Origin of the sequence: Metabacillus hrfriensis (genome assembly GCF_030127205.1) — a bacterium.
Taxonomy (GTDB): Bacteria; Bacillota; Bacilli; order Bacillales; family Bacillaceae; genus Bacillus_P; species Bacillus_P dongyingensis.
On sequence record NZ_CP126116.1, the window covers coordinates 1794615 to 1818177 of the forward strand.

Annotated in this window: 21 protein-coding genes; 15 read left to right on the top strand and 6 right to left on the bottom strand. The window is 40.2% G+C overall.

What is annotated here, in order from left to right; translation table 11 throughout:
- The first annotated feature begins 458 nt into the window (after nt 1-458).
- Both sigI and QLQ22_RS08885 read left to right on the top strand, forming a co-directional pair.
- A complete protein-coding gene (sigI, locus tag QLQ22_RS08880; RefSeq protein WP_223441384.1) occupies nt 459-1205 on the top strand; it encodes an RNA polymerase sigma factor SigI in 747 nt (248 codons plus the stop codon).
- Entirely contained in the window at nt 1202-2341 is a 1140-nt protein-coding gene (locus tag QLQ22_RS08885) for an anti-sigma factor domain-containing protein (RefSeq protein WP_284016478.1), read from the top strand. Before sigI ends, QLQ22_RS08885 begins: the two co-directional genes overlap by 4 nt.
- Before the next feature lie 116 nt (nt 2342-2457).
- Here the strand turns inward: QLQ22_RS08885 and QLQ22_RS08890 are convergent, their stop codons facing one another.
- On the bottom strand, nt 2458-2664 hold the full coding sequence (locus QLQ22_RS08890; RefSeq protein WP_223441390.1) for an alpha/beta-type small acid-soluble spore protein: 207 nt from the start codon (nt 2662-2664) through the stop codon (nt 2458-2460).
- Nucleotides 2665-2837: 173 nt separating this feature from the next.
- On the opposite strand from QLQ22_RS08890, the gene QLQ22_RS08895 reads away from it, so the two are divergent.
- A complete protein-coding gene (locus QLQ22_RS08895; protein WP_223441394.1) occupies nt 2838-4034 on the top strand; it encodes an NAD(P)/FAD-dependent oxidoreductase in 1197 nt (398 codons plus the stop codon).
- A 3-nt stretch (nt 4035-4037) separates the two neighbouring features.
- Here QLQ22_RS08895 and QLQ22_RS08900 read toward each other — a convergent pair whose 3' ends face one another.
- On the bottom strand, nt 4038-4727 hold the full coding sequence (locus QLQ22_RS08900; protein ID WP_223441397.1) for a DUF1836 domain-containing protein: 690 nt from the start codon (nt 4725-4727) through the stop codon (nt 4038-4040).
- 153 nt (nt 4728-4880) lie between these two features.
- On the opposite strand from QLQ22_RS08900, the gene htpX reads away from it, so the two are divergent.
- The 3 genes from htpX to QLQ22_RS08915 all read left to right on the top strand — a co-directional run bounded on the left by htpX (nt 4881) and on the right by QLQ22_RS08915 (nt 9621).
- Nucleotides 4881-5759 carry a protease HtpX gene (gene htpX / locus QLQ22_RS08905; protein ID WP_223441399.1) on the top strand — a complete coding sequence of 293 codons (879 nt, stop codon included), beginning with the start codon at nt 4881-4883 and terminating at the stop codon, nt 5757-5759.
- Between the two features lie 373 nt (nt 5760-6132).
- Complete coding sequence (locus QLQ22_RS08910; protein WP_284016480.1) at nt 6133-7479, top strand: TrkH family potassium uptake protein; 1347 nt, start codon at nt 6133-6135, stop codon at nt 7477-7479.
- Between the two features lie 129 nt (nt 7480-7608).
- The gene (locus tag QLQ22_RS08915; RefSeq protein ID WP_223441403.1) at nt 7609-9621 is read left to right on the top strand and encodes a penicillin-binding transpeptidase domain-containing protein; all 2013 of its coding nucleotides are present in this window, start codon (nt 7609-7611) and stop codon (nt 9619-9621) included.
- Between the two features lie 128 nt (nt 9622-9749).
- Here QLQ22_RS08915 and QLQ22_RS08920 read toward each other — a convergent pair whose 3' ends face one another.
- Nucleotides 9750-10685: an LCP family protein gene (locus QLQ22_RS08920; RefSeq protein WP_223441406.1), complete on the bottom strand. Its 936-nt coding sequence runs from the start codon at nt 10683-10685 to the stop codon at nt 9750-9752.
- Nucleotides 10686-10961: 276 nt separating this feature from the next.
- Here QLQ22_RS08920 and QLQ22_RS08925 point away from each other — a divergent pair, with 276 nt between their 5' ends.
- Nucleotides 10962-12518, top strand: a complete 1557-nt coding sequence (locus QLQ22_RS08925) for a bifunctional metallophosphatase/5'-nucleotidase (RefSeq protein WP_284016482.1) — start codon at nt 10962-10964, stop codon at nt 12516-12518.
- Between the two features lie 163 nt (nt 12519-12681).
- Here the strand turns inward: QLQ22_RS08925 and QLQ22_RS08930 are convergent, their stop codons facing one another.
- Nucleotides 12682-13017 carry a DUF3905 domain-containing protein gene (locus tag QLQ22_RS08930; protein WP_284016483.1) on the bottom strand — a complete coding sequence of 112 codons (336 nt, stop codon included), beginning with the start codon at nt 13015-13017 and terminating at the stop codon, nt 12682-12684.
- A 96-nt stretch (nt 13018-13113) separates the two neighbouring features.
- On the opposite strand from QLQ22_RS08930, the gene QLQ22_RS08935 reads away from it, so the two are divergent.
- The 3 genes from QLQ22_RS08935 to QLQ22_RS08945 all read left to right on the top strand — a co-directional run bounded on the left by QLQ22_RS08935 (nt 13114) and on the right by QLQ22_RS08945 (nt 13689).
- Nucleotides 13114-13251: a hypothetical protein gene (locus QLQ22_RS08935; RefSeq protein WP_284016484.1), complete on the top strand. Its 138-nt coding sequence runs from the start codon at nt 13114-13116 to the stop codon at nt 13249-13251.
- A gap of 85 nt (nt 13252-13336) precedes the next feature.
- Entirely contained in the window at nt 13337-13513 is a 177-nt protein-coding gene (locus QLQ22_RS08940; protein WP_223441415.1) for a hypothetical protein, read from the top strand.
- Entirely contained in the window at nt 13510-13689 is a 180-nt protein-coding gene (locus QLQ22_RS08945; RefSeq protein WP_223441417.1) for a hypothetical protein, read from the top strand. Before QLQ22_RS08940 ends, QLQ22_RS08945 begins: the two co-directional genes overlap by 4 nt.
- 22 nt (nt 13690-13711) lie before the next feature.
- Here QLQ22_RS08945 and QLQ22_RS08950 read toward each other — a convergent pair whose 3' ends face one another.
- Together QLQ22_RS08950 and QLQ22_RS08955 are read right to left on the bottom strand one after the other, a co-directional pair.
- Nucleotides 13712-15478, bottom strand: a complete 1767-nt coding sequence (locus tag QLQ22_RS08950; RefSeq protein ID WP_223441419.1) for a B12-binding domain-containing radical SAM protein — start codon at nt 15476-15478, stop codon at nt 13712-13714.
- 195 nt (nt 15479-15673) lie between these two features.
- The gene (locus QLQ22_RS08955) at nt 15674-16693 is read right to left on the bottom strand and encodes an acyltransferase family protein (protein WP_223441421.1); all 1020 of its coding nucleotides are present in this window, start codon (nt 16691-16693) and stop codon (nt 15674-15676) included.
- Between the two features lie 321 nt (nt 16694-17014).
- On the opposite strand from QLQ22_RS08955, the gene QLQ22_RS08960 reads away from it, so the two are divergent.
- The 5 genes from QLQ22_RS08960 to QLQ22_RS08980 all read left to right on the top strand — a co-directional run bounded on the left by QLQ22_RS08960 (nt 17015) and on the right by QLQ22_RS08980 (nt 23555).
- Nucleotides 17015-19201 (top strand): PAS domain-containing sensor histidine kinase, encoded by a 2187-nt coding sequence (locus QLQ22_RS08960; RefSeq protein WP_223441424.1) that lies wholly within the window; start codon nt 17015-17017, stop codon nt 19199-19201.
- A gap of 11 nt (nt 19202-19212) precedes the next feature.
- On the top strand, nt 19213-19710 hold the full coding sequence (locus QLQ22_RS08965) for a methylated-DNA--[protein]-cysteine S-methyltransferase (RefSeq protein WP_284016486.1): 498 nt from the start codon (nt 19213-19215) through the stop codon (nt 19708-19710).
- Between the two features lie 243 nt (nt 19711-19953).
- Complete coding sequence (kynA, locus tag QLQ22_RS08970; protein WP_223441431.1) at nt 19954-20784, top strand: tryptophan 2,3-dioxygenase; 831 nt, start codon at nt 19954-19956, stop codon at nt 20782-20784.
- A gap of 1708 nt (nt 20785-22492) precedes the next feature.
- Nucleotides 22493-23074: a DUF2087 domain-containing protein gene (locus QLQ22_RS08975; protein WP_223441434.1), complete on the top strand. Its 582-nt coding sequence runs from the start codon at nt 22493-22495 to the stop codon at nt 23072-23074.
- A 10-nt stretch (nt 23075-23084) separates the two neighbouring features.
- Nucleotides 23085-23555, top strand: coding sequence for a GNAT family N-acetyltransferase (locus QLQ22_RS08980; protein WP_223441437.1), 471 nt, complete (start codon nt 23085-23087; stop codon nt 23553-23555).
- Nucleotides 23556-23563: the final 8 nt, after the last annotated feature.

Sequence of the window (23563 nt, forward strand, 5' to 3'; positions counted from 1 at the left end):
CTAAACGGATCAATATGCCAACCATTTTTGTGGTTTCACACCTCATATGAAAAGCCAGTTGGATTTCAAATTTGCAAGTGATTTAGGGCATTTGATTTTGCAAAGAAATAAATGAATTCCACCAATTATTTGAAATTACTTGCTTTTAATAGATAGGATTTTTTAAATTACGGCCAAATTCCCTATATTTTTTCACATACTTTGTAATCTTTTTGTAAAAATAGAGTTTTCACACCCTCAAAATCCGATTTCATTTCGTAGCTGTTTAGTGAGAAAAAAATAAATGAGAGGAGTAAAACCGCCGGTTTAAAATCAACTAACAGCTTCCAACCTTTTTCCGTCTCCCAATTCCATTTATCCGACGGGCAAGCATAATTCCAATTTTCTTCCTTTGCGCTCTCCTTGCAAATTAGCTATGATTATACGAAGTAATATGGGAGAAACTGAGGTGAGAACCGGTGCTTAGCCTACTGTTTAAACTTGGCAAAAAGAAACCAACTTTAGAAGATACCGTCTTGCAGATACAAGATGGGGATCAGCAAATGCAGAACACACTAATTGACCAATATAAACCTTTCGTGGCAAAAACCGTTTCTTCGGTTTGTAAAAGGTACATTGATGAGAGAGACGATGAATTCAGTATAGGGCTTATTGCTTTTAATGAGGCCATTGAAAAGTATTCAACTGAGAAAGGAAGCTCGCTTCTTGCATTCGCCGAATTGATTATAAAAAGAAAAGTGATCGATTATATCCGGAAAGAGGCGAGAAATGCGCAGACAGTGAACATTGACCTTCAGGAGCATGAAGAAGGCGAGGCCTCGCAAAGCAAGATCGAGGCGGATCTGTCGATTGAAGAGCATCAGAAACTGATTGAACAAGAACAGCGCAGAGAAGAGATTATATACTTTCAGAAAGTCCTGCAGGAATTTGGCTTGTCTTTTTCAGAACTGATGGAGCAATCTCCAAAGCATATGGACGCAAGACAAAATGCAATTAAGGTGGCGCAAATACTTATTGAACATGATGAACTCAAGCGCATCCTGTTCACAAAAAAACAGCTGCCGGTCAAACAGCTTGAGACGCTTGTATCTGTCAGTCGCAAAACAATAGAGAGAAATAGAAAATATATTATTGCAATGACAATTATTTTATCTGGGGATTACATTTATCTGAAAGACTATATAAGAGGGGTGCTTCAATCATGAAAAAAGGGATCGTCGTTGATCGAAATGATGATTACGTCACATTACTTACCCCCGATGGACAATTTTTGAAAGCAAATAAACAAAAACGTTCATACGAGCTGGGTGAGGAAATTACTTTTTTTCAACTTTCAGATACAAGCGAAAGGGCAAAGTCGTTAAGCATCTTTAAATTGCGCGGAATTAGAAACGGGTTATTGGCAGGTATGGCTCTTATTCTTCTTTTTTTTACAGTGCTGCCCGTTTTTAAAGATGACAAAGTGTATGCTTACATGACAATTGATATCAATCCAAGCTTTGAACTTAGATTGAATGAGAAGCTTCAGGTCGTGCAGATAGAGCCGATGAATGAAGATGGGAAAAAAATGCTTGGTGATATAAAAGACTGGAAAAACCGCAAGATCTCAGACGTCTTTTCCAAGATTGTCGACAAAAGCAAAGATTTAGGCTACTTAAAGAGAGAAAAAGAAATATTCATAACGACCGTCACCACAGATGACAAACATGAATCTGTCAAAAAGAAAATGCGGGCTGACGTTGCCCAGTTAAAGGATTCATATAAAAACGAAAATGTAAAAGTCAGTGCAGTTGAATCTGATGTTGAGACAAGAAATAAAGCAGCAGATCAAGGCATTTCAACCGGCAAGTATATGCAATTAAATCCTGCAAAACAGCCTGCAGAAACTGCTCCTTCAAACGAAAATAATGGCGAGGCAGAAGAAGGAAAGCAAGAGACACCCATTCAGGGTAATGAAGAAAACAGCGAGAAAACGCCTCCAGCTGTAAAGCCTCCTGAGGAAGAAAAAGAAAAACAACCGCCTTCTGAAATACCGGAAAAAAAAGAAAAGCCTGAAAACAAAGAGGAAGAGCTGAAAGAGACTATTCCGGAGAAGAATAAAATTACCCCTGAGCCAAAAGATAAGGTATCGATAAAAAATACCAATAAAGAAACTGAAAAAGCAAAAAAAGAAGCTGAGAAAAAACGGCGTGAAGAGGAAAAGGGCAAATGGCAGCGTGAGGAAGACAGAGACGATGACGACGATGACAGGCGACATAGGGACAATGATCAATATAATAGAGACAGAGACAGATATGATGATGAAGATAACGACGAGGGGTCAAGATTTGATCGTGATTAATTCTTAAAGTGCCAAAATAAGAGTATGACTTGGATCGGATTGGCGCTTTTTAGTATTTTTACATAGCTGATAACAGGAGAACCGCCGGGTGGATGCACCCGGCGGTTTTTGCCATGTTATTCAGTTTTAGAGGGTTGTCCGCCGAGTCCTGCTTGTGCTTGAGCGACTAAGCGCTTTGTAATTTCTCCGCCTACAGATCCGTTTGATCGTGCTGCAGTGTCAGATCCAAGCGAAACTCCAAATTCCTGGGCAATTTCATATTTGATTTGATCCAGTGCCTGTTCAATTCCTGGAACAAGTAATTTGTTGCTGCTGCGTGCCATTGTTTTCAACTCCTTTTTTAATTGGTCAGCCCGATATGGCTGTTCCTATAGTGTTGATTCAGGCAGAAATAATATACTGGCAATTGTCACCGTATGACGGCATGAATATGCCTGAATGAAAGGATTTGGAATTACAAAAACTACCTTTATGCTTTATAAGAGGCGGTGAAGTGATGGAGATTAGAAGCGGCACGTTTTTTTGGCCTGAAACAGTTACTCATAAACCGTACCCACCATTGGATATGGATATTTGCTGTGACGTATTAATTATCGGAGGCGGCGAGTCGGGCGCCCACTGTGCTTATTTTCTGAGCGAAACAGATCTGAATGTTGTGTTAGTTGAAATGGATCGGGCCGGCTGCGGAAGTTCCAGTACAAATACCGGACTGCTGCAATATTCGAATGATAAAATGCTTACAGCCTGCTCAAACTCCTTTGGCCGGGAGACTGCTGTCAGGCATTACCGGCTTTGTGAACAGGCACTGAAAGGGTTAGATAAGCTGGTTCCATCCTTATCAATCAATCCTGACTTTAAAATAAGAGAGACTCTCTATTATGCATCTGAGGAGGCAGACGCAGATGCATTGAGAAAGGAATATGACATGCTGAAGAAGCATTCCTTTCAGGCAGAGTGGCTGAGCGCTTCCGATATCAAAAGAATGTATGGATTTAACAAGCCTGCAGCAATTTTGTCGGGAGGTGACGCAGAAGTTAACCCTTATAAGCTTGCACTTTCTCTAATTGAAGCTGCGGCAGCTCGGGGTGTGCGTGTTTTTGAAAAGACTGAGATCAACGGGAGAAAATTTGAGGAAAGCCATGCCATCATGTATACCGCAGGCGGGGCAAGTATTAAAGCCAAGAAGGTAATCATGGCAGCCGGATACCGCAATCAGGAAATCAGATGCGAAAAGAATGCTGTTTTGTCCAGTACATATGCAATCGCCACAAACAGGCTTAAAGAGAAAGAAATATGGCACGGTCAAACGCTTATATGGGAAACAGCAAGACCTTATTTATATCTAAGAACAACTGCCGATAACCGAATTATAGCAGGAGGGCTTGATGAAAAAACAATAGAAGCAGAGAAAATAGAAGCGAAGCTGATCCATAAAAAAGATCAGCTTCTGATGGAAGTAAAAAAGCTCTTTCCTGAACTGAAGCTTGAGGCTGAATACTTCTGGGGAGGTGTGTTTGGAAGTACTCATGACGGGCTTCCGATGATTAAAGAATATCCTGAGCTGCCGCACTGCCTGTTTTTACTGGGCTATGGCGGAAATGGCACCATCTACAGCTACATGCTCGCAAGCCTCATCCGGGACCTTTTAACAGGGAAGCAGAATGATGACTTGCAGATGTATATGCAGAGGTAATCTTTATTTCTGTTCAAGATGCTGATGAAAAAAAAGCTCTGTTCTTCTCTGAAGATAAGAGGCAAGCACAGACAGAACGGTAACCGTTAATATGCTTTTTACCTGTATCCATAATTCATTCGAAAGATCTTGAAAAACATCCCTGGATGCTTCGATCTTTTTTAAGATTTCCTCCTCCATTTCGTGCTCAGATAAGGAGAAAACTGTAATGGACTCCATTCTTTCGAGAATCTCTCCATATGCGGCATAATAAGTCAAAGGAGAGATTAAGTCATCGCTTCGGTCTGATATCGTATTAAATAAGCTCATTAAGAGCTGCCTGATTGTATCAAAATCAAAAACCGATTTTAAATCTCTGACAATCAGCAGTATGGCAGCCTGTTCAATCGAATACTTTTTGCCAAGTTCAGGTGCGCCGATCAACTCTTTTATATCCCGCTTAATCCAGTTCTGAATGGATGTTGACTTCAGAGACGTCAATTCACACAGCTTTGCAAGTGCGACAATTTCATTTGTTGATAGGCCTCTTGGAAATGGTTTATGATTTTTTATAAAATCAGGCAATACGTCGTCTGGTCCGTCTTTTCGGATGCCTAACTGGTTTAGCAGTTCAAGCGGCGTATGTCCGCTTTCCCCTTTTAAAGCAAGCAGCAGTCTGGCCATGTCAGATCGCTTTAACTGAATTGTATTCACCCTCACACCTCTTTTCTTATCATTTAGTTCCCTTTGAGAAGTCCGCTTTTCCTGAGTTTTCCAAAGTGTTTTTATTTGCTTTTTCTTATGTATTTTAATTATAATATGATTATAATACAAGTTCACTTGAACTCAAAATAATGGAGGTGCAAGATGGCTAAACGTATTTTCCTATTTATTTTAACAAATATTCTTGTGCTTATTACAATTGGCGTTGTTCTCTCGCTTTTAGGAGTTGGATCATATGTAAATGCTTCTGGTGGAATCGATCTCATAAGCTTGCTTGTTTTCAGTGCAGTCGTAGGTTTTACTGGGTCATTTATTTCACTGCTGATGTCTAAATGGATGGCAAAAATGATGATGGGGGTCAAGGTTTTAAAGCCTGATCAATCACTTTCAGTTTATGAAAGAAATCTCGTAGACCGTGTCCATCGATTATCAAGAGCTGCGGGAATAACGAAGATGCCGGAAGTGGGAGTTTATCAATCCCGCGAGGTAAATGCCTTTGCAACAGGTCCTTCAAAAAACAATTCACTTGTAGCCGTATCTACCGGACTCCTTGAGGAAATGGATGATGCTGCGGTTGAAGGTGTGCTTGCCCATGAGGTTGCGCACATTTCAAACGGTGATATGGTGACAATGACATTGCTTCAAGGTGTTGTAAATACATTTGTTGTGTTCCTTGCAAGAATTGCAGCATGGGCAGCATCGAGATTTGTCAGAGAAGATATGGCTCCAATTGTTCACTTCATAGCGATCCTTATCTTCCAGCTGCTGTTCTCTATTCTTGGCAGTCTTGTGGTTTTTGCTTATTCACGCCACCGTGAATTCCATGCAGATAATGGCGGAGCGGATCTTGCCGGCAAGGACAAAATGGTTCATGCGCTTCGTGCTCTAAAAGGATATACACAGCGGGTTAACAACGAACAATCCTCCGTTGCGACGCTAAAAATCAACGGTAAACGCGGACTGGCTCTATTTTCAACACATCCTGACTTAGATGAGAGAATTCGCCGTTTAGAAGCCAAATAAACAGGGAAAAGCAGATGAGACTATGATCTCATCTGCTTTTTTTGTTGTTTAGAACATAAAGTCAAATTATGGATAATGAAAAAGTATCTGTGTCCAGCTACGTCGCCTAAATCCTAGTTCAGAACGAACCAGCAATAAAAGTCAAACCCGAAATTTTCTGTCGGATTCTAATCTGCCTGTCCGATCTGACCAAGGCGCCTGCACTTTTGCTCTTGAAATTCAGTCAGGTATGATTTATTCAGTTCATGTTGAAAATGAACTTAGGCCGAATCTTTCTGCGTAAAATTTCCGTATACCCCTTTTCAGATGCCCTGCTTTTCATTATGATAGAGAACATGCAGTTAACCCCACTATTTAAGGAATGAACCAACCAATGAAACGATTTAAATTATTCTTGCAAAAATTAACTCCGTTTCAGCTGATTGCAGCCTATTACATTATCGCAGTCAGCGTTTCGGTAGCCTTGCTGAGCCTTCCTGTCGCCCATCAGGAAGGGGTGAAATGGGGATTTATGGACGGTCTTTTTACAGCTGTAAGCGCAGTAAGCGTGACTGGATTAAGTGTTGTTAATATATCAGATACTTTAACCGTACCAGGTATATTTATCCTCATGTTTGTTCTTCAGTTCGGAGGAATTGGAGTCATGACGCTCGGTACCTTTATCTGGCTGATAGTCGGGAAACGAATTGGCCTCAGAGAGAGAAGATTGATCATGGCGGATCAAAATCAATATGCACTTTCGGGAATTGTAAATTTGATGAAGCAAATATTGCTTTTAATCCTGCTTATCGAGTTCAGCGGCGGCATGATTCTCGGCATCTATTTTCTGAAATACTATCCAACATGGCAGGAAGCTTTCCTGCACGGCTTTTTTAATTCTGTAAGTGCAACAACAAATGGAGGCTTTGACATTACGGGTGCTTCGATGATTCCATATGCTGATGATTATTTCATACAATTTGTCATTATTCTTTTGATTACATTAGGCGCTATCGGCTTCCCTGTTTTAATAGAGGTGAAAACCTTTTTATTCAGCAAAAAGGGAAAATACCGTTTTACGCTTTTTACGAAACTTACAACGGTTACATATAGTTTGCTGGTTATTGGCGGCACAATAATGATTGCTTTACTCGAATTTCAATTTTTCTTTCAGGACAAATCATGGCATGAAACCCTTTTCTACTCGCTGTTTCAGTCAACCGCAACAAGAAGCGGCGGGCTGGCAACCATGGATGTCAGCCTGTTTTCAGAGGCAACTCTGCTGATTTTATGTGTTTTGATGTTTATCGGTGCTTCCCCGAGCTCAGTCGGCGGAGGAATCCGGACTACTACATTTGCGCTGAATTTACTGGCGCTTTATCACTTTGCAAAAGGAAACAAGACGATCAAAATCTTCAAAAGAGAGCTGCACGAGGATGATGTGAAAAAGTCACTGGTTGTTACTTTGATGGCTTTCGTTCTTTGCTTTACATCCGTGTTCATCTTATCCATTACGGAAAGGTTCACCTTCATCGAAATCCTGTTTGAAGTATGCTCTGCATTCGGGACAACAGGGCTTTCAATGGGAATTACACCTGATTTGAGCATTATTGGAAAATGCATCATTATGATCCTCATGTTTATCGGCAGAATTGGAATTGTAACCTTTATCTACATTATCGGTTCAAAAGAAGTAAAACCAAATTATCATTATCCGAAAGAACGTGTCATTATAGGATAAATAAAAGAAGCGGGCGTGTATTATGTGCCTGCTTTTTTATGGGCTGTGGAGTAAGAAACATCTATAAGGAAAATAATCCCTTGTCTGTGCTATACTTATACTATCAACAAATGGGAGAGATCAGATATTGTGAAAAAGAGTTGTATTTTAGCAGCAATTGTCTTGCTGATCATCGTTTTAGGCGCCTGTTCTAAAGGGCCAACGCCCGAAGAGAGATTTCAGGAATATGTGAGCCTCTGGAATGAGCAAAAGTTTAACGAAATGTATGATTTCTTATCAGCAGACGCAAAAAACAAAATGACAGAAAAAGAGTTTACAGAACGATACAAAAAAATCTATCAATCCATAGAAGTCAGCAATTTGAAAGTTACATATGACAAACCGGAAGAGGAAGCAGACAGGGGAGATGAGAAAAAAGCTTCTCTGCCATATGCTTTAAAGATGGAAACACTTGCTGGTCCCGTTGAATTTAAACAGGATGCTGTTTTTGTTCAGGAAGAGGCGGATAAAGAAGAAAATTGGTTTTTAGCGTGGAATCCATCGATGATTTTTCCGCAGCTGAAAGAAGGAGATGCTGTCCGTGTTTCTGAAATCAAGCCCCTGCGGGGAAGCATCTTTGATAAATACGGAAATGGAATTGCCATTCAGGCGAAAGTTCCTGAAATTCAAGTGGTTCCCGGTCAGCTTGGCGACAATCCTGAAAAAGTAAAGGCTGAAGCTGCGAAACTGCTGAATCTTTCTGTTGAAGATATAGACTCAAAGCTTTCAGCCAACTGGGTAAAGCCGAATGTCTCTGTACCGATCATGAAAGTTGATCCAGCGAATAAAGAGCTGCTTAAAAAAGTAACCTCACTTCCGGGCTTTCAAAAAGCAGATGTTGACAGCAGATATTATCCGCAGGGAGAGAGTTCTGCCCATCTATCCGGATATGTCGGCAGCATTTCAGCGGAGCAGCTTGAGGACTTAAAGGATAAAGGGTATACAAGCACCTCGCAAATCGGTAAAGCCGGGCTTGAATATGTTTATGAGGAACGCCTGAGAGGAAAATCGGGCTATAGAATTTTTATTGATTCTTCAAATGAAACAATTGCTGAAACGCCTGCGAAAAATGGGGAAGACATTACGGTGACAATTGATTCAGATCTGCAAAAGCAGCTGTATAATCAGCTGAAAGGGGACTCAGGCACAGCGGTGGCTCTTCATCCTAAAACAGGAGAAACCCTCGCAATGGTCAGCAGTCCGTCCTATAATCCGAATCAATTTGTATTTGGCATGTCAAGTGCTGCGTACAGTGCATTGGCTGAGAATCCGCAAAAACCTCTCAGTGCCAAATTTAATAAAACCTTTTCACCGGGTTCTACATTTAAGGCAATAACAGCAGCAGTCGGTTTAAAGACCGGGGCCATTGAGCCTGAAGCTGTTAAGAAAATTAATGGTCCAACATGGCAAAAAGGACCTGAATGGGGCAAATATACGATTACGAGAGTTTCGGAAACCTATTCATCTGTTAATCTCGAACGTGCGCTTGTCTCATCAGATAATATTTATTTTGCTCAGGCAGCTTTAGATATCGGACCTGAAGCCTTTAAAAAGGGCCTGGAGGAATTTGGATTCAGTGAAGAGATTGATTATCCATTTCCAATTGCGACTTCCTCCATTTCAACTTCAGATTTAGCAGCTGAAGAAATTCTGCTTGCTGACTCAGGCTATGGACAAGGTGAAGTGCAAATGAGCCCTATGCATCTGGCTGCAGCCTATACTGTCTTTTTGAACGAAGGAAGCATGTTGAAGCCTTATCTTGAGAAAAAAGATCAGCCTGCGCCTGAGATTTGGAAAGAAGCGATTGTCAGCCCAGAGAATACCTCCATTATTTTGTCTGATTTAATCAAAGTCGTTGAAGATCCAACCGGAACAGCACATGAGCCGAAATTACCAAATATTATGCTGGCCGGCAAAACAGGAACCGCTGAACTGAAAACGACTAAGGAAGAAATCGGGAAGGAAAATGGCTGGTTTGTCGGGATGAACATGGAAAATCCTGAACTTTTGATAACGATGATGGTTGAGGACGTGAAAGACCGTGGAGGCAGTCACTATGTCGTACCGAAGGTTAAACAAGTATTTTCAAGCTATCTGAAATAAAAGTAAACTAGAAGGAGTTTATTGCCAAGCAGTGCCGAAAAAATTGGCGATTGCCTATGGTACCTTGAAACAAGCAAAACTCTCTTTTGTGCTAAAAAAGAAGCTATTGCCGCCGGCAATAGCTTTTTTTATGAATTCATAAATGTTTTGATCGCTTCTCTATTTTCTTCAATATTTAAATCTAAAACAGATCCGGCTCCATTGTATCTGGCATTTTCAAAGCTGCCGTCAACCGGGATGCGCATGGTTTCCAAATCGGATTTATTCGTGATAATGTCTTTTGCAATGAAAATGCCTGTAGACGTATCCACATTTGTATTGATATAAGGTGTGATAACTCCTGCAAGTTTAGGCAATTTGGTTACACCCTCTATAGTGAGCATATCTTTCATTAAAAGATTCATGACTTCCTGCTGGCGTCTTACTCTGCCGAAATCACTGTCGGCTCCGCCGCGGTAGCGCACGTACCCTAATAGATGCTCACCATCAAGCTTCTGAAGACCAGGTTCGATCGTTACACCAATTTTTTCTGACATTTGACTCTCAACATTTATTTCCACACCTTCTGGGAATGCTGTGTCAATCATGCTTTCAAACCCCTTGAAGTCAATGATTGCATAGTGCTGGATATCGATATCAAAGTTATGCTTAATTGTTTCGCGCAGCAGATCGGGACCGCCTATTGCAAATGCGGCATTTATTTTGTTCTGACCGTGTCCCGGAATTTCCACATAGGAATCACGCATAATGGAAAGCAGCTTTGGTTTATTTGTGTTTTCATTATACTGAGCAATCATGATTGTATCTGTGCGGGCATGCTTTTCTCCTCTTGAGTCACTGCCAAGCACCAGAACATTTGTGTTTCCATTTTCATCTTTTTGGCCATTAAATGTATATTCAGTTTTTTTAATGTTTGCTTCTGCTGCTGTTTGATTTATGCCTGATACAAATTGATCGTAGGCGAACCATGCAAACCCTGCAAACAGAAGAGTCAGGATAGAGAAAAAGACCAATATATTCTTTTTGCGGCTCTTTTTCTTTTGGAGATGATTATCTGAACGCATGTATTACCCTCATTTCTTTAAATCATTGGAACTGACTAAAGTATACTTCTTTTTTACGATTAAAGGGGATGTTAGATTGTGGTAATGTTATGAATTGCAGCCTCAATATCCTATTGTAAAGGATTTCATGTTTTCTGAAAAGAGAAAGATGAATCAGGAGCCTCTGTTAAGGGATAAATGTTTTTCTTAACAAAACTTAACAATCCTTTACCTGTACTTTAGATGCGCTTCATTCTGGCGTGCTACGTTAGAAGCATCAAAAGGAGGGAAGCCGATTTGAAACATACTGTGAAAATTGCATCCATGTTTTTTTTATTCGTTTTTATCCTTTTTCTTGCTTCTGTCTATGGCGGGAGCCAGGGCCGGGCTGGTACAGATGAAAATCAGCTGTCAGAGATTCATTTGCTTGGTATGAATGATTTGCACGGACAGCTGAATACGCATTCCGTGCTTTCAGGAAAAAAAGTCGGCGGGGCAGAGTATCTTTCTGCTCATATTAACAGACTGAGACAGGAGCACGAACACACGATGCTTGTTCATGCGGGTGATATGACAGGCGGAAGTCCCCCTATTTCTTCTCTTTATCAAGATGAACCGACCGTTCAATTTTTAAATCAGCTGCGTGTTGATGTCGGTACTCCCGGAAATCATGAATTCGACCAGGGAGCAAACGAACTTACGCGGCTGATAGACGGCGGATTCCATCCAAAAACAGGTTTCTTCAAAGGCACTCATTCGGATTATATTTCAGCAAATGTCATCAATAAAGCAACAGGAAAACCGATGTTTCCCGCATATTCCATAAAAGAAATTGATGGTATCAAAATTGGATTTATAGGTGTTGTTACAACAGAGACCAATCAATTTTTGCTGCCGGAAAATCAGGATCAAATTGAAATCACCGATGAAGCAGCAGCCATTAATCAGACAGTTGAACAACTCAACAAAGAAGGGATCAAAGCAATCGTTGTACTGGCGCATGTTGCAGCGAAGTCAGATAAAAACGGGGAGAACGCTAGTGAAGATTTAACAGAGATGGCGGCATATATAAGTGATGAAGTCGATGTAATCTTTGGAGCGCACAGTCATCAGCATGCCAACACGGTCGTAGATAATAAGCTGATTGTTCAAAGCTACTCCTACGGAAAAGCTGTCTCAGACGTGAAAGTAACGATTGACCGAAAAAAGAAGGAAATTGTTCAAAAAGAGGCTGAGATCGTTTTAACTGAACACAAATCCGTCAAGCCTGATCAAGCAGCCCTTGATTTAATTAAGAAATATCAGGATAGGCTTGGAGAGGAATACAGCACATCCATTGGAAACCTGACTCAAAATTTATCAAGAAAAAAGAATGATCAAGGTGAATCACCATTAGCAGGCTTCATAGCAAGCGCTCTGAACGAGGAAATGAACACAGAAATATCTATGGTACACCATGGCGGAATACGTGAAAGCTTAAAAGAGGGAACTATTACGAAGCAGCAGTTAATTGCCGCTCTTCCTTTTCATCATTACGCCGTTAAGGTTTCGATGACAGGAAAAGAATTAAAGAGCATCCTGGAACAGCAGTGGGCTTTAAAGGCAGAGAATTTGCTTCAGACAGAAGGAATTACTTATTCCATCAATAGAAATGCGCCAGCAGGCGAAAGAATCAGTGATTTAAAGACCGCTCAGGGAGAATTAATTCAGGATAACCGCACCTATACAGCTGCAACAAGCAACTATCTTGCATCAGGCGGTGACGGATTTAAAGAGTTTAAACAGACAGAATGGATCAAAAAGGGCCCTGAACTATCAGAACTACTCTCAGATTATCTGAATGATAATCAATAAATAGATGTTTTTTCAGAAGCAGCGTTAAGCAGCTTCTTTTTTGACAAAAAATAATGAAAAGAACCATTTTTCGCAATTCAAATGAAAACGACCATTTTCTTTTGAGAATATTTTTCCCCAATTCGAACAGCTTGGGGAAAAATGGTAAACTCCGATTCGTATACTAGTCCTGTCCATAGCCTGCATCTTTATCAGGATGCATAAATGGGAAGCCCCCGGGCTTTTTTTTGCTTTCAATCAGCTCACGGTTCTCACTCGTATTCCAGCCGATGTCGTTTGTTGGATGAACCCATTGATCGCCGGACATGACGGCAGGATCGACCTCATCACTCCACTGATTCAAAGGAGATTGTCTGGATTCATAAAAACTGTCGCCAATTACGACGCCATGCTCATTTATAAACGGCTTTTGCATACTGATGCCTGTACCTTTCCACGATGGGGCGCCTGCCTGATGGGGAAGGGTTTCATCTAAAGAATACTCATCCTTTTTGCTCATCCTGTTCACCTCCATTTTTAGTATGTTCTTATAAAGTGCTTGATATGAAAGAATTGATCAGGAATTGGTTATCCTACTAAAAAAGGAGTGATCAGCATGAATCAGGAATTTCCAGTAGCAATGCTTCAGGATGAATACTTGGAAAAAGTGAAGAAAATGGAAAATGAGCTGCGCGCCGTAACAGGCGAAGAGATCGTTCTCATTGCTTATCAGCATAAACAAGAACACAATTGACTCGTTTTCCCTCTCATAAGATGAAGAGAAAGACTCACACTAAAAACAGTGAGAAATTCTCACACTTCTGATGAGGGGGATTTTCATGAAAAGAAAAGCTGCAAGAGATCAAGCGCTGAAAAACAATTTTACTCCGAAAGAAAGCCTGCCTGATACCGAGTTCGCAGCGGAATCTGCATATAGTCAGGAAAATCCGGCAAAGGGCGCAAACCGCAACAGCAAAAACGGAAGCAAAGGGCGCTCTGGAGGATCATTCAGATGACAAAAAACACACACAAAAGCGCACACAGCGAGCAGCATAAAAAGCCGATGGAGCCAAGTCTTCTTGAAGAAGAGTTTGGAACAGAAATGGGCGATTACAATTCAGCCAAATTTATCGATGCTTATGCGGAGAAAAAGGCGAAGAAATCTAAAAAAAGCGAAAAGCGAGAGTGTTAACTCTCGCTTTTCGCTTTCCGTTTTAACTTACTTTATCTTCAAGCACTTGCTCAGTAACTGCATACGGCGTTGTTATAAGCGTAATTGGATCATAGTGCACAAGCACAATGCTCTCTCCCATGATCAGCTCGCCTGTTTTTAAATAGGTATCCAGCTGAAACGGCACTTTATCAAGGACAGTGTGCTTGTATAAATCTTTTTCAGCAAATGCTTTCTTTTCAAACTCTTCACCAAGAATGCCTGGATTAGAGAGAATGGTTTGATACAGCTTGCTTCTCTCTGTTTTTGACAGCATATCATCCCACCACGGCTTTCGCGGTTTATGCTTTTGAGAAGACAGGTAATCAAACTTCATAAAGCCTTCTGCTATAGCTGCCTGCTCTCTATAATGAGAGGACAGGAAGGTGAAAAGGCGTTTAAATAAGTCTTCAAGCTGATGTCCGATGCGGACCCAGCCCTGTTCGTCCCAATACGTTCCAAATGCCTGGAAGAAGTCAAACGGTGTATCAAAGACGTCTTTAATTAAATATTCAATTGTTGCATCCATACGATGGTCGTTCCAATACTTCTCTAATACATCCTCAACTTGCTTAATCTTCACAATGTCCTCAAACGGAAGCACATTGTTTTTCAAAATCTCATATGGAGAGTGATCCATATAGACGTAATCATGATCAGCAGCCCTCAGGCGCAAACCTGTTCCCCTCAGCATTTTCAGGAAACCAAGCTGCATTTCTTCAGGACGCATTTCAAAAACGTCATTAAAGGTTTTGCGGAAAGAAGTATAATCTTCCTCGGGAAGACCAGCAATTAAATCAAGATGCTGGTCAATTTTTCCGCCTTCTTTCACCATTGTGACCGTACGTGTCAGCTTGCTGAAATTCTGGCGTCTCATGACAAGATCATTTGTTGCATCATTTGTAGACTGAACGCCGATTTCAAAACGGAACAAACCTTTAGGGGCGTTATCGTTTAAAAATTGAATGACCTCAGGACGCATGATGTCCGCGGTAATTTCAAACTGAAACACGGTTCCGGGCAGATGCTCATCAATTAAAAATTGGAACATTTCCATCGCATAGCTTCTGCTGATATTAAATGTGCGATCCACAAATTTAATCGTTTTAGCTCCATTTTTCATCAAGTAGCGAATGTCATCTTTTACTTTTTCGCGATCAAAATAACGGACGCCTACTTCAATCGATGAAAGACAGAATTGGCAGCTGAACGGACAGCCTCTGCTCGTTTCAATATAAGTAACGCGCTTTGAGAGGTGAGGAATATCTTCTTCGAAACGGAAAGGAGAGGGAAGTTCTGCAAGATTGATTTTATTTCGCTGCGGATTAATGATAATGCTGCCGTTCTCTCTATAGGCAATCCCGCTAACGTTTTTGAAGTTTTTTTCTTCCATCAGCTCCTGTAGGAACTGTTTAAATGTTTCTTCTCCTTCACCAATAACGATGTGATCGACCTCTGGAATCTGTTCCATCCATTCTCTTGTATCGTACGTTACTTCCGGACCGCCAAGAAGAATAATGAGAGATGGATTTATTTTTTTCATCATTTTAATAATCTTGATTGTTTCTTCTATGTTCCATATATAACAGCTGAAACCGACGACATCAGGCTGCATGCGGAAAAGATCTGTTACGACATTCATCGCAGGATCCTTAATCGTATACTCAGCAAGAGTAACATCGAATTCAGGCTGTGCATGTGCTTTTAAACAGCGGAGGGCAAGACTTGTATGGATATATTTTGCATTTAATGTACTCAGTACAACTTTCATTTAAAACACCACTTCTACCTTAATTTTTGAATCAATCTATTTTATCATATTTTACCCATAAAAAAAGGAGGTTAAAAACATGGAAAAACCATCACCTGATACAGGTGATGGTTTTTTCACATTGATGTCCAGCTCCTCATCTATAACGGCGGAGCCTTATCTGTCTGCCTGCGCTGAACAGCCGGTTCCTTTTTTCTAACGGTATTGAACCTTCTCTTCTCTGTTCTTAAAGTATTTCTTCAAGTTTGTTGCTTTCAGCTCAATGATCGGCTGAGTCACAGTTTTGACAAAATTTGTTGATAAGATAAACGTTAACAGAATGGACAGAAGAATAATCAGTGTGATGCTCTGATAATCCTTTAGCCATTCGAGAGCTTCGCTGTTTCTGAACGATCTTACTATGAAACCGTGCAGCAAATAGACATAGAATGTTCTTGTTCCCCACTGAGTGAAGAAAAAGTTTCTCTTCGGAATCAGGGAAAGAAAGCTAAAAGAAAGAACAAACGTCAAACTGTAAAACCCTAAACGAATGAATGCATTTGCGGCGTCAACATCACCAAAAGCAGAATATGGTTTAGAGCCAAACAGCCATTCGTAATCAAAGTCAAGATAGAAATAAGCAATAAACGTAACAAGCAATAAGGCAATAGATGCTAAACGAACCTTTATGGCTGTTAATTTCCTGAAATGTGACTTATTCAGGTAAAATCCTGCTAAAAAGAGCGGGAAGAACACAAATGTTCTTGATACACTTAAATAATTGCTTGCTGAGTCAATATAGCCGATTGCTATGCCGAGACCGATCGCAATCACCATCGCAAGTCTCTTATCGAGCTTTGTATAGGCGAATAAGAACAGATTCCAAAAGAACAAACTCATCAGGAACCACAATGACCAATGAGGATCTAATGGATCAACTGCAAGCGTATTTTCCGATTCTACTAAGAAGTAATACACTGAGTAAATTCCCTGGAAAATCAAATAAGGAATGATCAGCTTTTTAAAGATTTTCTGCACATAGCCCTTTTTGTTATATCCTTTCGCAAAGAACCCGGAAATTAAGATAAAAGCCGGCATATGAAAGGTATAAACTAATTTATATACATTCAGCATAAATTCATTATCATCGATAAACGAGCGAATGACATGACCAAACACCACAAGTATGATCAGTATAAACTTCGCATTATCGAAATAGCTCTCACGATTTTTCATACAATCACCCATTTTCACAGAAGTCATAAGAGGCTTCCGAGTTTAGTTTCCCCCACAAGCTATCTCAATTACCCTTTTACCCATCTTATATAGAGTTTAAAACAGCCAAAATGGAATATAAGCCATTTTAATGGGATTGTAAAGAACATGTAAGGATTATGTAAAATGTTAAAATATTTGCATTTTTTATCTGATCGTTCTTTTTGAATAGGTCCTTAGGAGTAAAAATGACACTTAATTGAAAATGATGAAGGACAATTCATTTTTATGTTGAATTTAGAAAGGATGAAATTTTGCCCGGAGGCAAGGAGCGAAAAAAGCATGAGCCAAGTTATTAATAAATGTGAAATAACATCTTTGCAGGAGCAGATCAGGCTGCTGGAAATGGAAAATAAACGCCTTCTGGAAAACAGCCGTCAACATGAAATAGTCTTTGAAAGCGCAATGGAAGCCATCATCATTATTAATGAGACATTCCATTTTATAGATTGCAACAAATCAGCCTGTCATCTTTTTCAGCTGACAAAAAAAGAAATGCAGAAGCGGAAAATGTGTGATTTTTTATCTCTTGTTCCTCATCAGCAGCTTCATAAACAAGTGGATGAACTGAGAGATCATGATCAGACATCAGATGAACTGATTATCAAGCTCGACAATGGACAAGTGAAATTCATCGAGATTTCCATCAAGAAAAACGCACTCGGAACGAAACATTTAGCATTAATGCGTGATATATCCTCAAACAAAATGCTTGAGCGGGAACGGACGATTAATGAGCAGCTCTTTAAAGATCTTTTTCACAGGGCTGTAGACGGCATCGTCATTTTTGATGGCAGCGGCCAGTTTATTGATGCCAACGGATCATTCTGTTCAAACTTTGAAATCGATAAAAGCATGCTGAGTTCGTTTAAGCTGGATGATTTTATTGAAGGGGAAAATCAATTTAAACTCGATAAACTATGGTCGATCCTGAATGAAGGCGGCCGCGCTAAAGGGGAAATGCCTGTTCTCCTTCAGTCGGGAAGAAAAAAAGTATTTGAATTCACCTCAACATCAAATGTGCTGAGCGGATTCAATATGGCGATTATGAGAGATATTACCGATAAACGGAATATGGAAATGAAGCTCTTTAAAAGTGAGGAACGCTTCAGGGAGATCTTTGAAAATGCGATCGATGCCATCATCATCTGGAACAATGACGGCAGAATCATCAGTGCCAATCAGTCAGCCTGCCGAACTTTTGAATTGTCCATCGGGAATTTAATCAGCAGCAGTATTTACGACTTTATTGACTTACGCGATCTGAAGTTCAGATCTGCAAAAAAAGAATATTTGCGAAAAGGCGCCATCCGGGAGGAATTATTGTTTTACATGCCAAACGGCCAATGCAAACAGCTTGAATTCACTTCAAAAATGGACGTGACAGATGGCCATCATTTAACCATTCTAAGGAATGTAAGCGACCGTAAACGCATGGAAAAAGAGCTTCGAGAAAGCGAGCAGAAGTTCAGAAAGATTTTTAACGGTGCAATGGACGGCATTGTGCTGATTAATGACAGCTACACGATTATCGACGCGAATCCGACAGCAAGCCATATCCTTGAAATTCCGCTTGACCAAATTCACAAATATAACCTGCATGAACTGATTTCCTACGATAAAATAGAAGGGAATTCGATGTATTTTCTCGATGAAACGACAGAAGAAATCCCGTTTAAGCTTCAAAATAATAAAGAAAAAATCCTGGAATTTTCATTAAAGCGTAATATTATTGAAAACATGAATCTCGCGATCTTCCGGGATATCACGGAAAAGAAAGAACTGGAAGAACGTTTGCGCAAATCAGACACACTGAGTGTAGTCGGGGAGCTCGCAGCGGGGATTGCGCATGAAATCCGCAATCCAATGACTGCTTTAAAGGGGTTTATTCAGCTTCTTGAAGCGAATGTCAAAGAAGATTTCTCAATGTACTTCAATGTCATTACCTCTGAACTGAGCAGAATTGAATCCATTATTACTGAATTCCTGATCCTGGCCAAGCCCCAGGCAATTTCCTATCAGGAAAAAGATGTGGTCACCATCATGAAGGAAACGATTGAGCTCCTTAATGCACAGGCCATCCTGGTAAATGTCCAGATTCAATTGAACCATAATGGTTCTGTTCCGCTTGTTTATTGTGAGCCAAACCAGCTAAAACAAGTATTTATTAATATTTTGAAAAATGCGATTGAAGTCATGCCAAGCGGAGGCACCATACAAGTAGATATCATGCTTAAAAATGAAAATGAACTTAAAATCTCCATTATCGATGAAGGATCCGGGATTCCTGAAGATAAAATCAAGCGGCTGGGGGAACCATTCTATACTACAAAAGACAGAGGGACCGGGCTTGGTTTAATGGTCAGCTATAAAATTATTGAAGAGCACTGCGGCAAAGTGGAGGTTGAAAGCAAAGTTGGGAATGGGACGGCGTTTCACATCACACTGCCGATCAAACAAACCATGTGAAAGGAAGCCTTATGCACTCATATACAGCAGTTCACACACCTATTGGCAAGGTGATCATTTCTGCAGATGATCACTTCATTACAAGGCTGTTTCTCTCTGAGGAACAATTCGAAGATTATGTGCAGAATCACCCGATGCGGAAAGCAGATGATGATCATCTTTTATTAAAGGATGCAATAAAACAATTAACCGAATATTTCGAAGGAAAAAGAACTTCTTTTCAGCTGCCATTCAAGCAGACAGGAACAGCTTTTCAAGAACATGTTTGGTCTGCACTTGAAGAGATTCCATATGGAGAGTCCCGTACGTACCTCGATATTGCCGTCAGAATCGGCAAACCAAAAGCAGTCCGTGCAGTCGGACAGGCAAACAAGAAAAATTCGCTGCCAATTTTCATCCCATGTCACCGGGTGATTGGCGCTAAAGGAATGCTGACAGGCTATGCAGGCACACAAACAGATCTAAAGGCAGTCCTTCTTGATCTTGAAAAAATTTCTTACCAAGCGTAATTTGCTTGTCACATACTTACCCGCGCGACATATTATTTAGTATAGTTAAAAAAGTTGCCTCGGCGCAAAAAGGGTGAGTATGATGAGAATGTGGAAACGTCCGAATAAACTCGCATTCTATGCTGATTTATTTCAAAAAATGAATGTCATTACAGAGGATCAAAAAAAGACGATTTTGACCAAAAAGTAAAGGAGTTAAAGCAATAGCTTAAGCTCCTTTACTTTTGAAAAAGGGGAGTTTAAATGAAAGATCCAAAAGACGAAAAGGGGATTCACACCGATTTTATCAATCGGATGACATACGGGGAGTATCTTCATTTAGATCCGCTGCTCAGCAGCCAGAACCGGTTATCTGGCCATCATGATGAAATGCTGTTCATTATCATCCATCAAGTAAGCGAGCTGTGGATGAAGCTGATCCTTCATGAATTGAACGCAAGCATTGAAGCCATTGAAAAAGGGGAATTGTCTATGGCTTTTAAAATGCTTGCACGCGTATCAAAAATTCAATCCCAAATTATTGAAGCCTGGGATGTTCTTTCTACCTTAACACCATCAGAATACGTCCAGTTCCGCGACAAGCTTGGACAGGCATCAGGCTTCCAGTCTTATCAATACCGGATGATTGAATTTGCATTGGGGTACAAAACCACACATGTCCTGGAAATTTATAAAAAAGATCCAGACCTGCACCGCAAGCTGACAGAAGCTCTCCATAAACCAAGCATCTATGACGTTTCCATTAAAGCACTGTCAGCAGCAGGCCTGCCCATACCTAATGAAACACTGAACAGGGATGTAACCGTAACTTACAAAGGTGATGCTGCGGTTGAGACTGCCTGGCTTGAGGTGTACCGGAGCCCAGAGGCATACTGGGACCTATACGAACTTGCAGAAAAACTGATTGATATCGAAGACTGGCTGCAGCAATGGCGCTTCAGGCATATGAAAACAGTAGAACGCATTATTGGCTTCAAAAAAGGAACAGGCGGGTCATCCGGAGTCACCTATTTAAAGAAAGTGCTCGATCACCGATTCTTTCCGGAACTTTGGGATATACGGACGAAGCTTTAAAGGTTGAAGATGATTAAAAAATGCCCATTTCCAGCTGGATTTGGGCATTTTTTAATAAGCGGGGCGGAATTTTTCATTAAGTAAACGTTTCACAGTCAGGGAGTATCCGACTCGCATCTGCCGATGTTTAAACACGGGGCTCCAATTCGCAGAAATCATGGTTCAATTCACAAAAACCGTGTTCCAATTCGTAAAAATGAGCCTCCAACTCGCAGAAATTATGATCCTATTCGCAAAAATCGGCAATTAACTCACAAGTCTGCATTTTGAACAGAAAAGCCATGAAAAATGCCTCATTTTTATCTGCCTTTGGCCATTTAATTATTATATGCATGTTAAATAAGGGTGAACGTCTTGTAATTTATAAGGACCAACTCTTATACAGTGGTTCAATTAGCAAAAACCGTGTTCCAATTCGTAAAAAAGAGTCCCCAACTCGCAGAAAATATGATCCTATTCGCAAAAATCGGCAATTAACTCAAGCCTGCATTTGGAACAGAAATGCCATGAAAAATGCCTCATTTCTATCTGCCTTTGGCCATTTAATTATTATATGCATGTTAAATAAGGGCGAACGACTTGTAATTTATAAGGACCAACCCTTATACAGTGGTTCAATTTGCAAAAACCGCGTTCCAATTCATAAAAATGAGTCTCCAACTCGCAGAAAATAGGCCATTTAATTATTATATGCAGGTTAAATAAGGGTGAACGACTTGTAATTTATAAGGACCAACCCTTATACAGTGGTTCAATTATCAAAAACCGTGTTCCAATTCGTAAAAAAGAGTCTCCAACTCGCAGAAATTATGATCCTATTCGCAAAAATCGGCAATTAATTCACAAGCCTGCATTTTGAACATAAAAGCCATGAAGAATGCCTCATTTCTATCTGCCTTTGGCCATTTAATTATTATATGCAGGTTAAATAAGGGTGAACGACTTGTAATTTATAAGGACCAACCCTTATACAGTGGTTCAATTAGCAAAAACCGTGTTCCAATTCGTAAAAATGATCCTCCAATTCGCAGAAAATATGATCCTATTCGCAAAAATCAGCAATTAACTCACAAGCCTGCATTTTGAACAGAAAAGCCATGAAAAATGCCTCATTTCTATCTGCCTTTGGCCATTTAATTATTATATGCAGGTCAAATAAGGCTGAACGTCTTGTAATTTATAAGGACCAACCCTTATACAGTGGTTCAATTAGCAAAAACCGTGTTCCAATTCGTAAAAAAGAGTCCCCAACTCGCAGAAAATATGATCCTATTCGCAAAAATCGGCAATTAACTCACAAGCCTGCATTTTGAACAGAAAAGCCATGAAAAATGCCTCATTTCTATCTGCCTTTGGCCATTTAATTATTTAATTCAGTTTAAATGATTGTTAACGACTTGTAATTTATAAGGACCAGCACGTATACAGTGGTTCAATTTGCAAAAACCGCGTTCCAATTCGTAAAAATGAGTCTCCAACTCGCAGAAAATATGATCCTATTCGCAAAAATCGGCAATTAACTCACAAGCCTGCATTTGGAACATAAAAGCCATGAAGAATGCCTCATTTACTGCTGCCTTTTTGCTCAGCACAACTGTGCCATTTAATCCGTCTGAAAAAATATAAAAAATGCCACTTATTTGATTGACTTCTAATTAACAATTAGATTATCATCTAATTAGATAAACATCTAATCGGAGGGAAATCAATGCAGCTGAACAAACTTGTCACTTTTCACAAAGTCATGGGAGATGCGACCAGAATCCGAATTCTTGCCCTTTTATCCAAGGGTCCTAAAAATGGTCAGGCACTTGCGGGTATTCTTGGGCTGACACCGCCGACCATTACACATCATTTGACAAAGCTAAGAGAAATAAGCCTGATATCTGAAAAAAGGGTCAAGAATACCATATATTTTCAAGTGAATGAAAAACTGCTGCAGCAGCTGTCACTCGGCATGATGGAAATCGTAACAGGCAAAGGGGAGCTTGAAATGAATCAAGAAAAAACAGGGGAGCATACAAAGATACTCGGGAATTATTTAACAAAGGATGGCAAGCTGAAAACCATTCCGCCTCAGCGGAAAAGAAGGCTTATTGTTCTTTATCATTTAGCAAAAGGTTTTGAAGCTGGCAAAAAATATCCTGAAAAAGAGATCAATGAATACATCAAAAGATTTCATGAGGATTTTGCAACACTTCGAAGGGAATTTATCATCAATCACATCATGTACCGGGAAGATGGAATTTATGAACTTAATCCTAAAGAATTATGGGCGAAAATTGAATAGGAGGGGGAATATGATCAAACTGGAGCCAAGAGGCAAAGAACATCTTCAATATGAGCTTGAAATCATGAATTCCAATCCGGATTTTAATATTATTTCAAGCGGAAAACCGGATGTAACGGAAGAAGACTTGGAGAAAGAACGTGAAGAAGGAAAAGCAGTAAACGCAAAGCGATTTATGATAAAACATGATCAGCAAACCATCGGCCTTATTGAATATTGTCCGCTGAATCCGAATGACGGCAAACCATGGATTGGTTTGTTTATCATTCATGGTGATTTTCAGGGCAAGGGACTTGCGAAGCTTGCATATGAAGCGGCAGAAGAAGTTCTTGCTGAGGAGGGTTTCAGTGAAATCAGACTCGGGGTGCTCACAAATAATGAACGAGGGAATTCATTCTGGAAGAGGATGGGTTTTACAGCTTTTAAAGAAGGATTGCATGAGAATAGGCCGATCTATCATTATAAGAAAAAAATAAAGTAGAGCGGTTT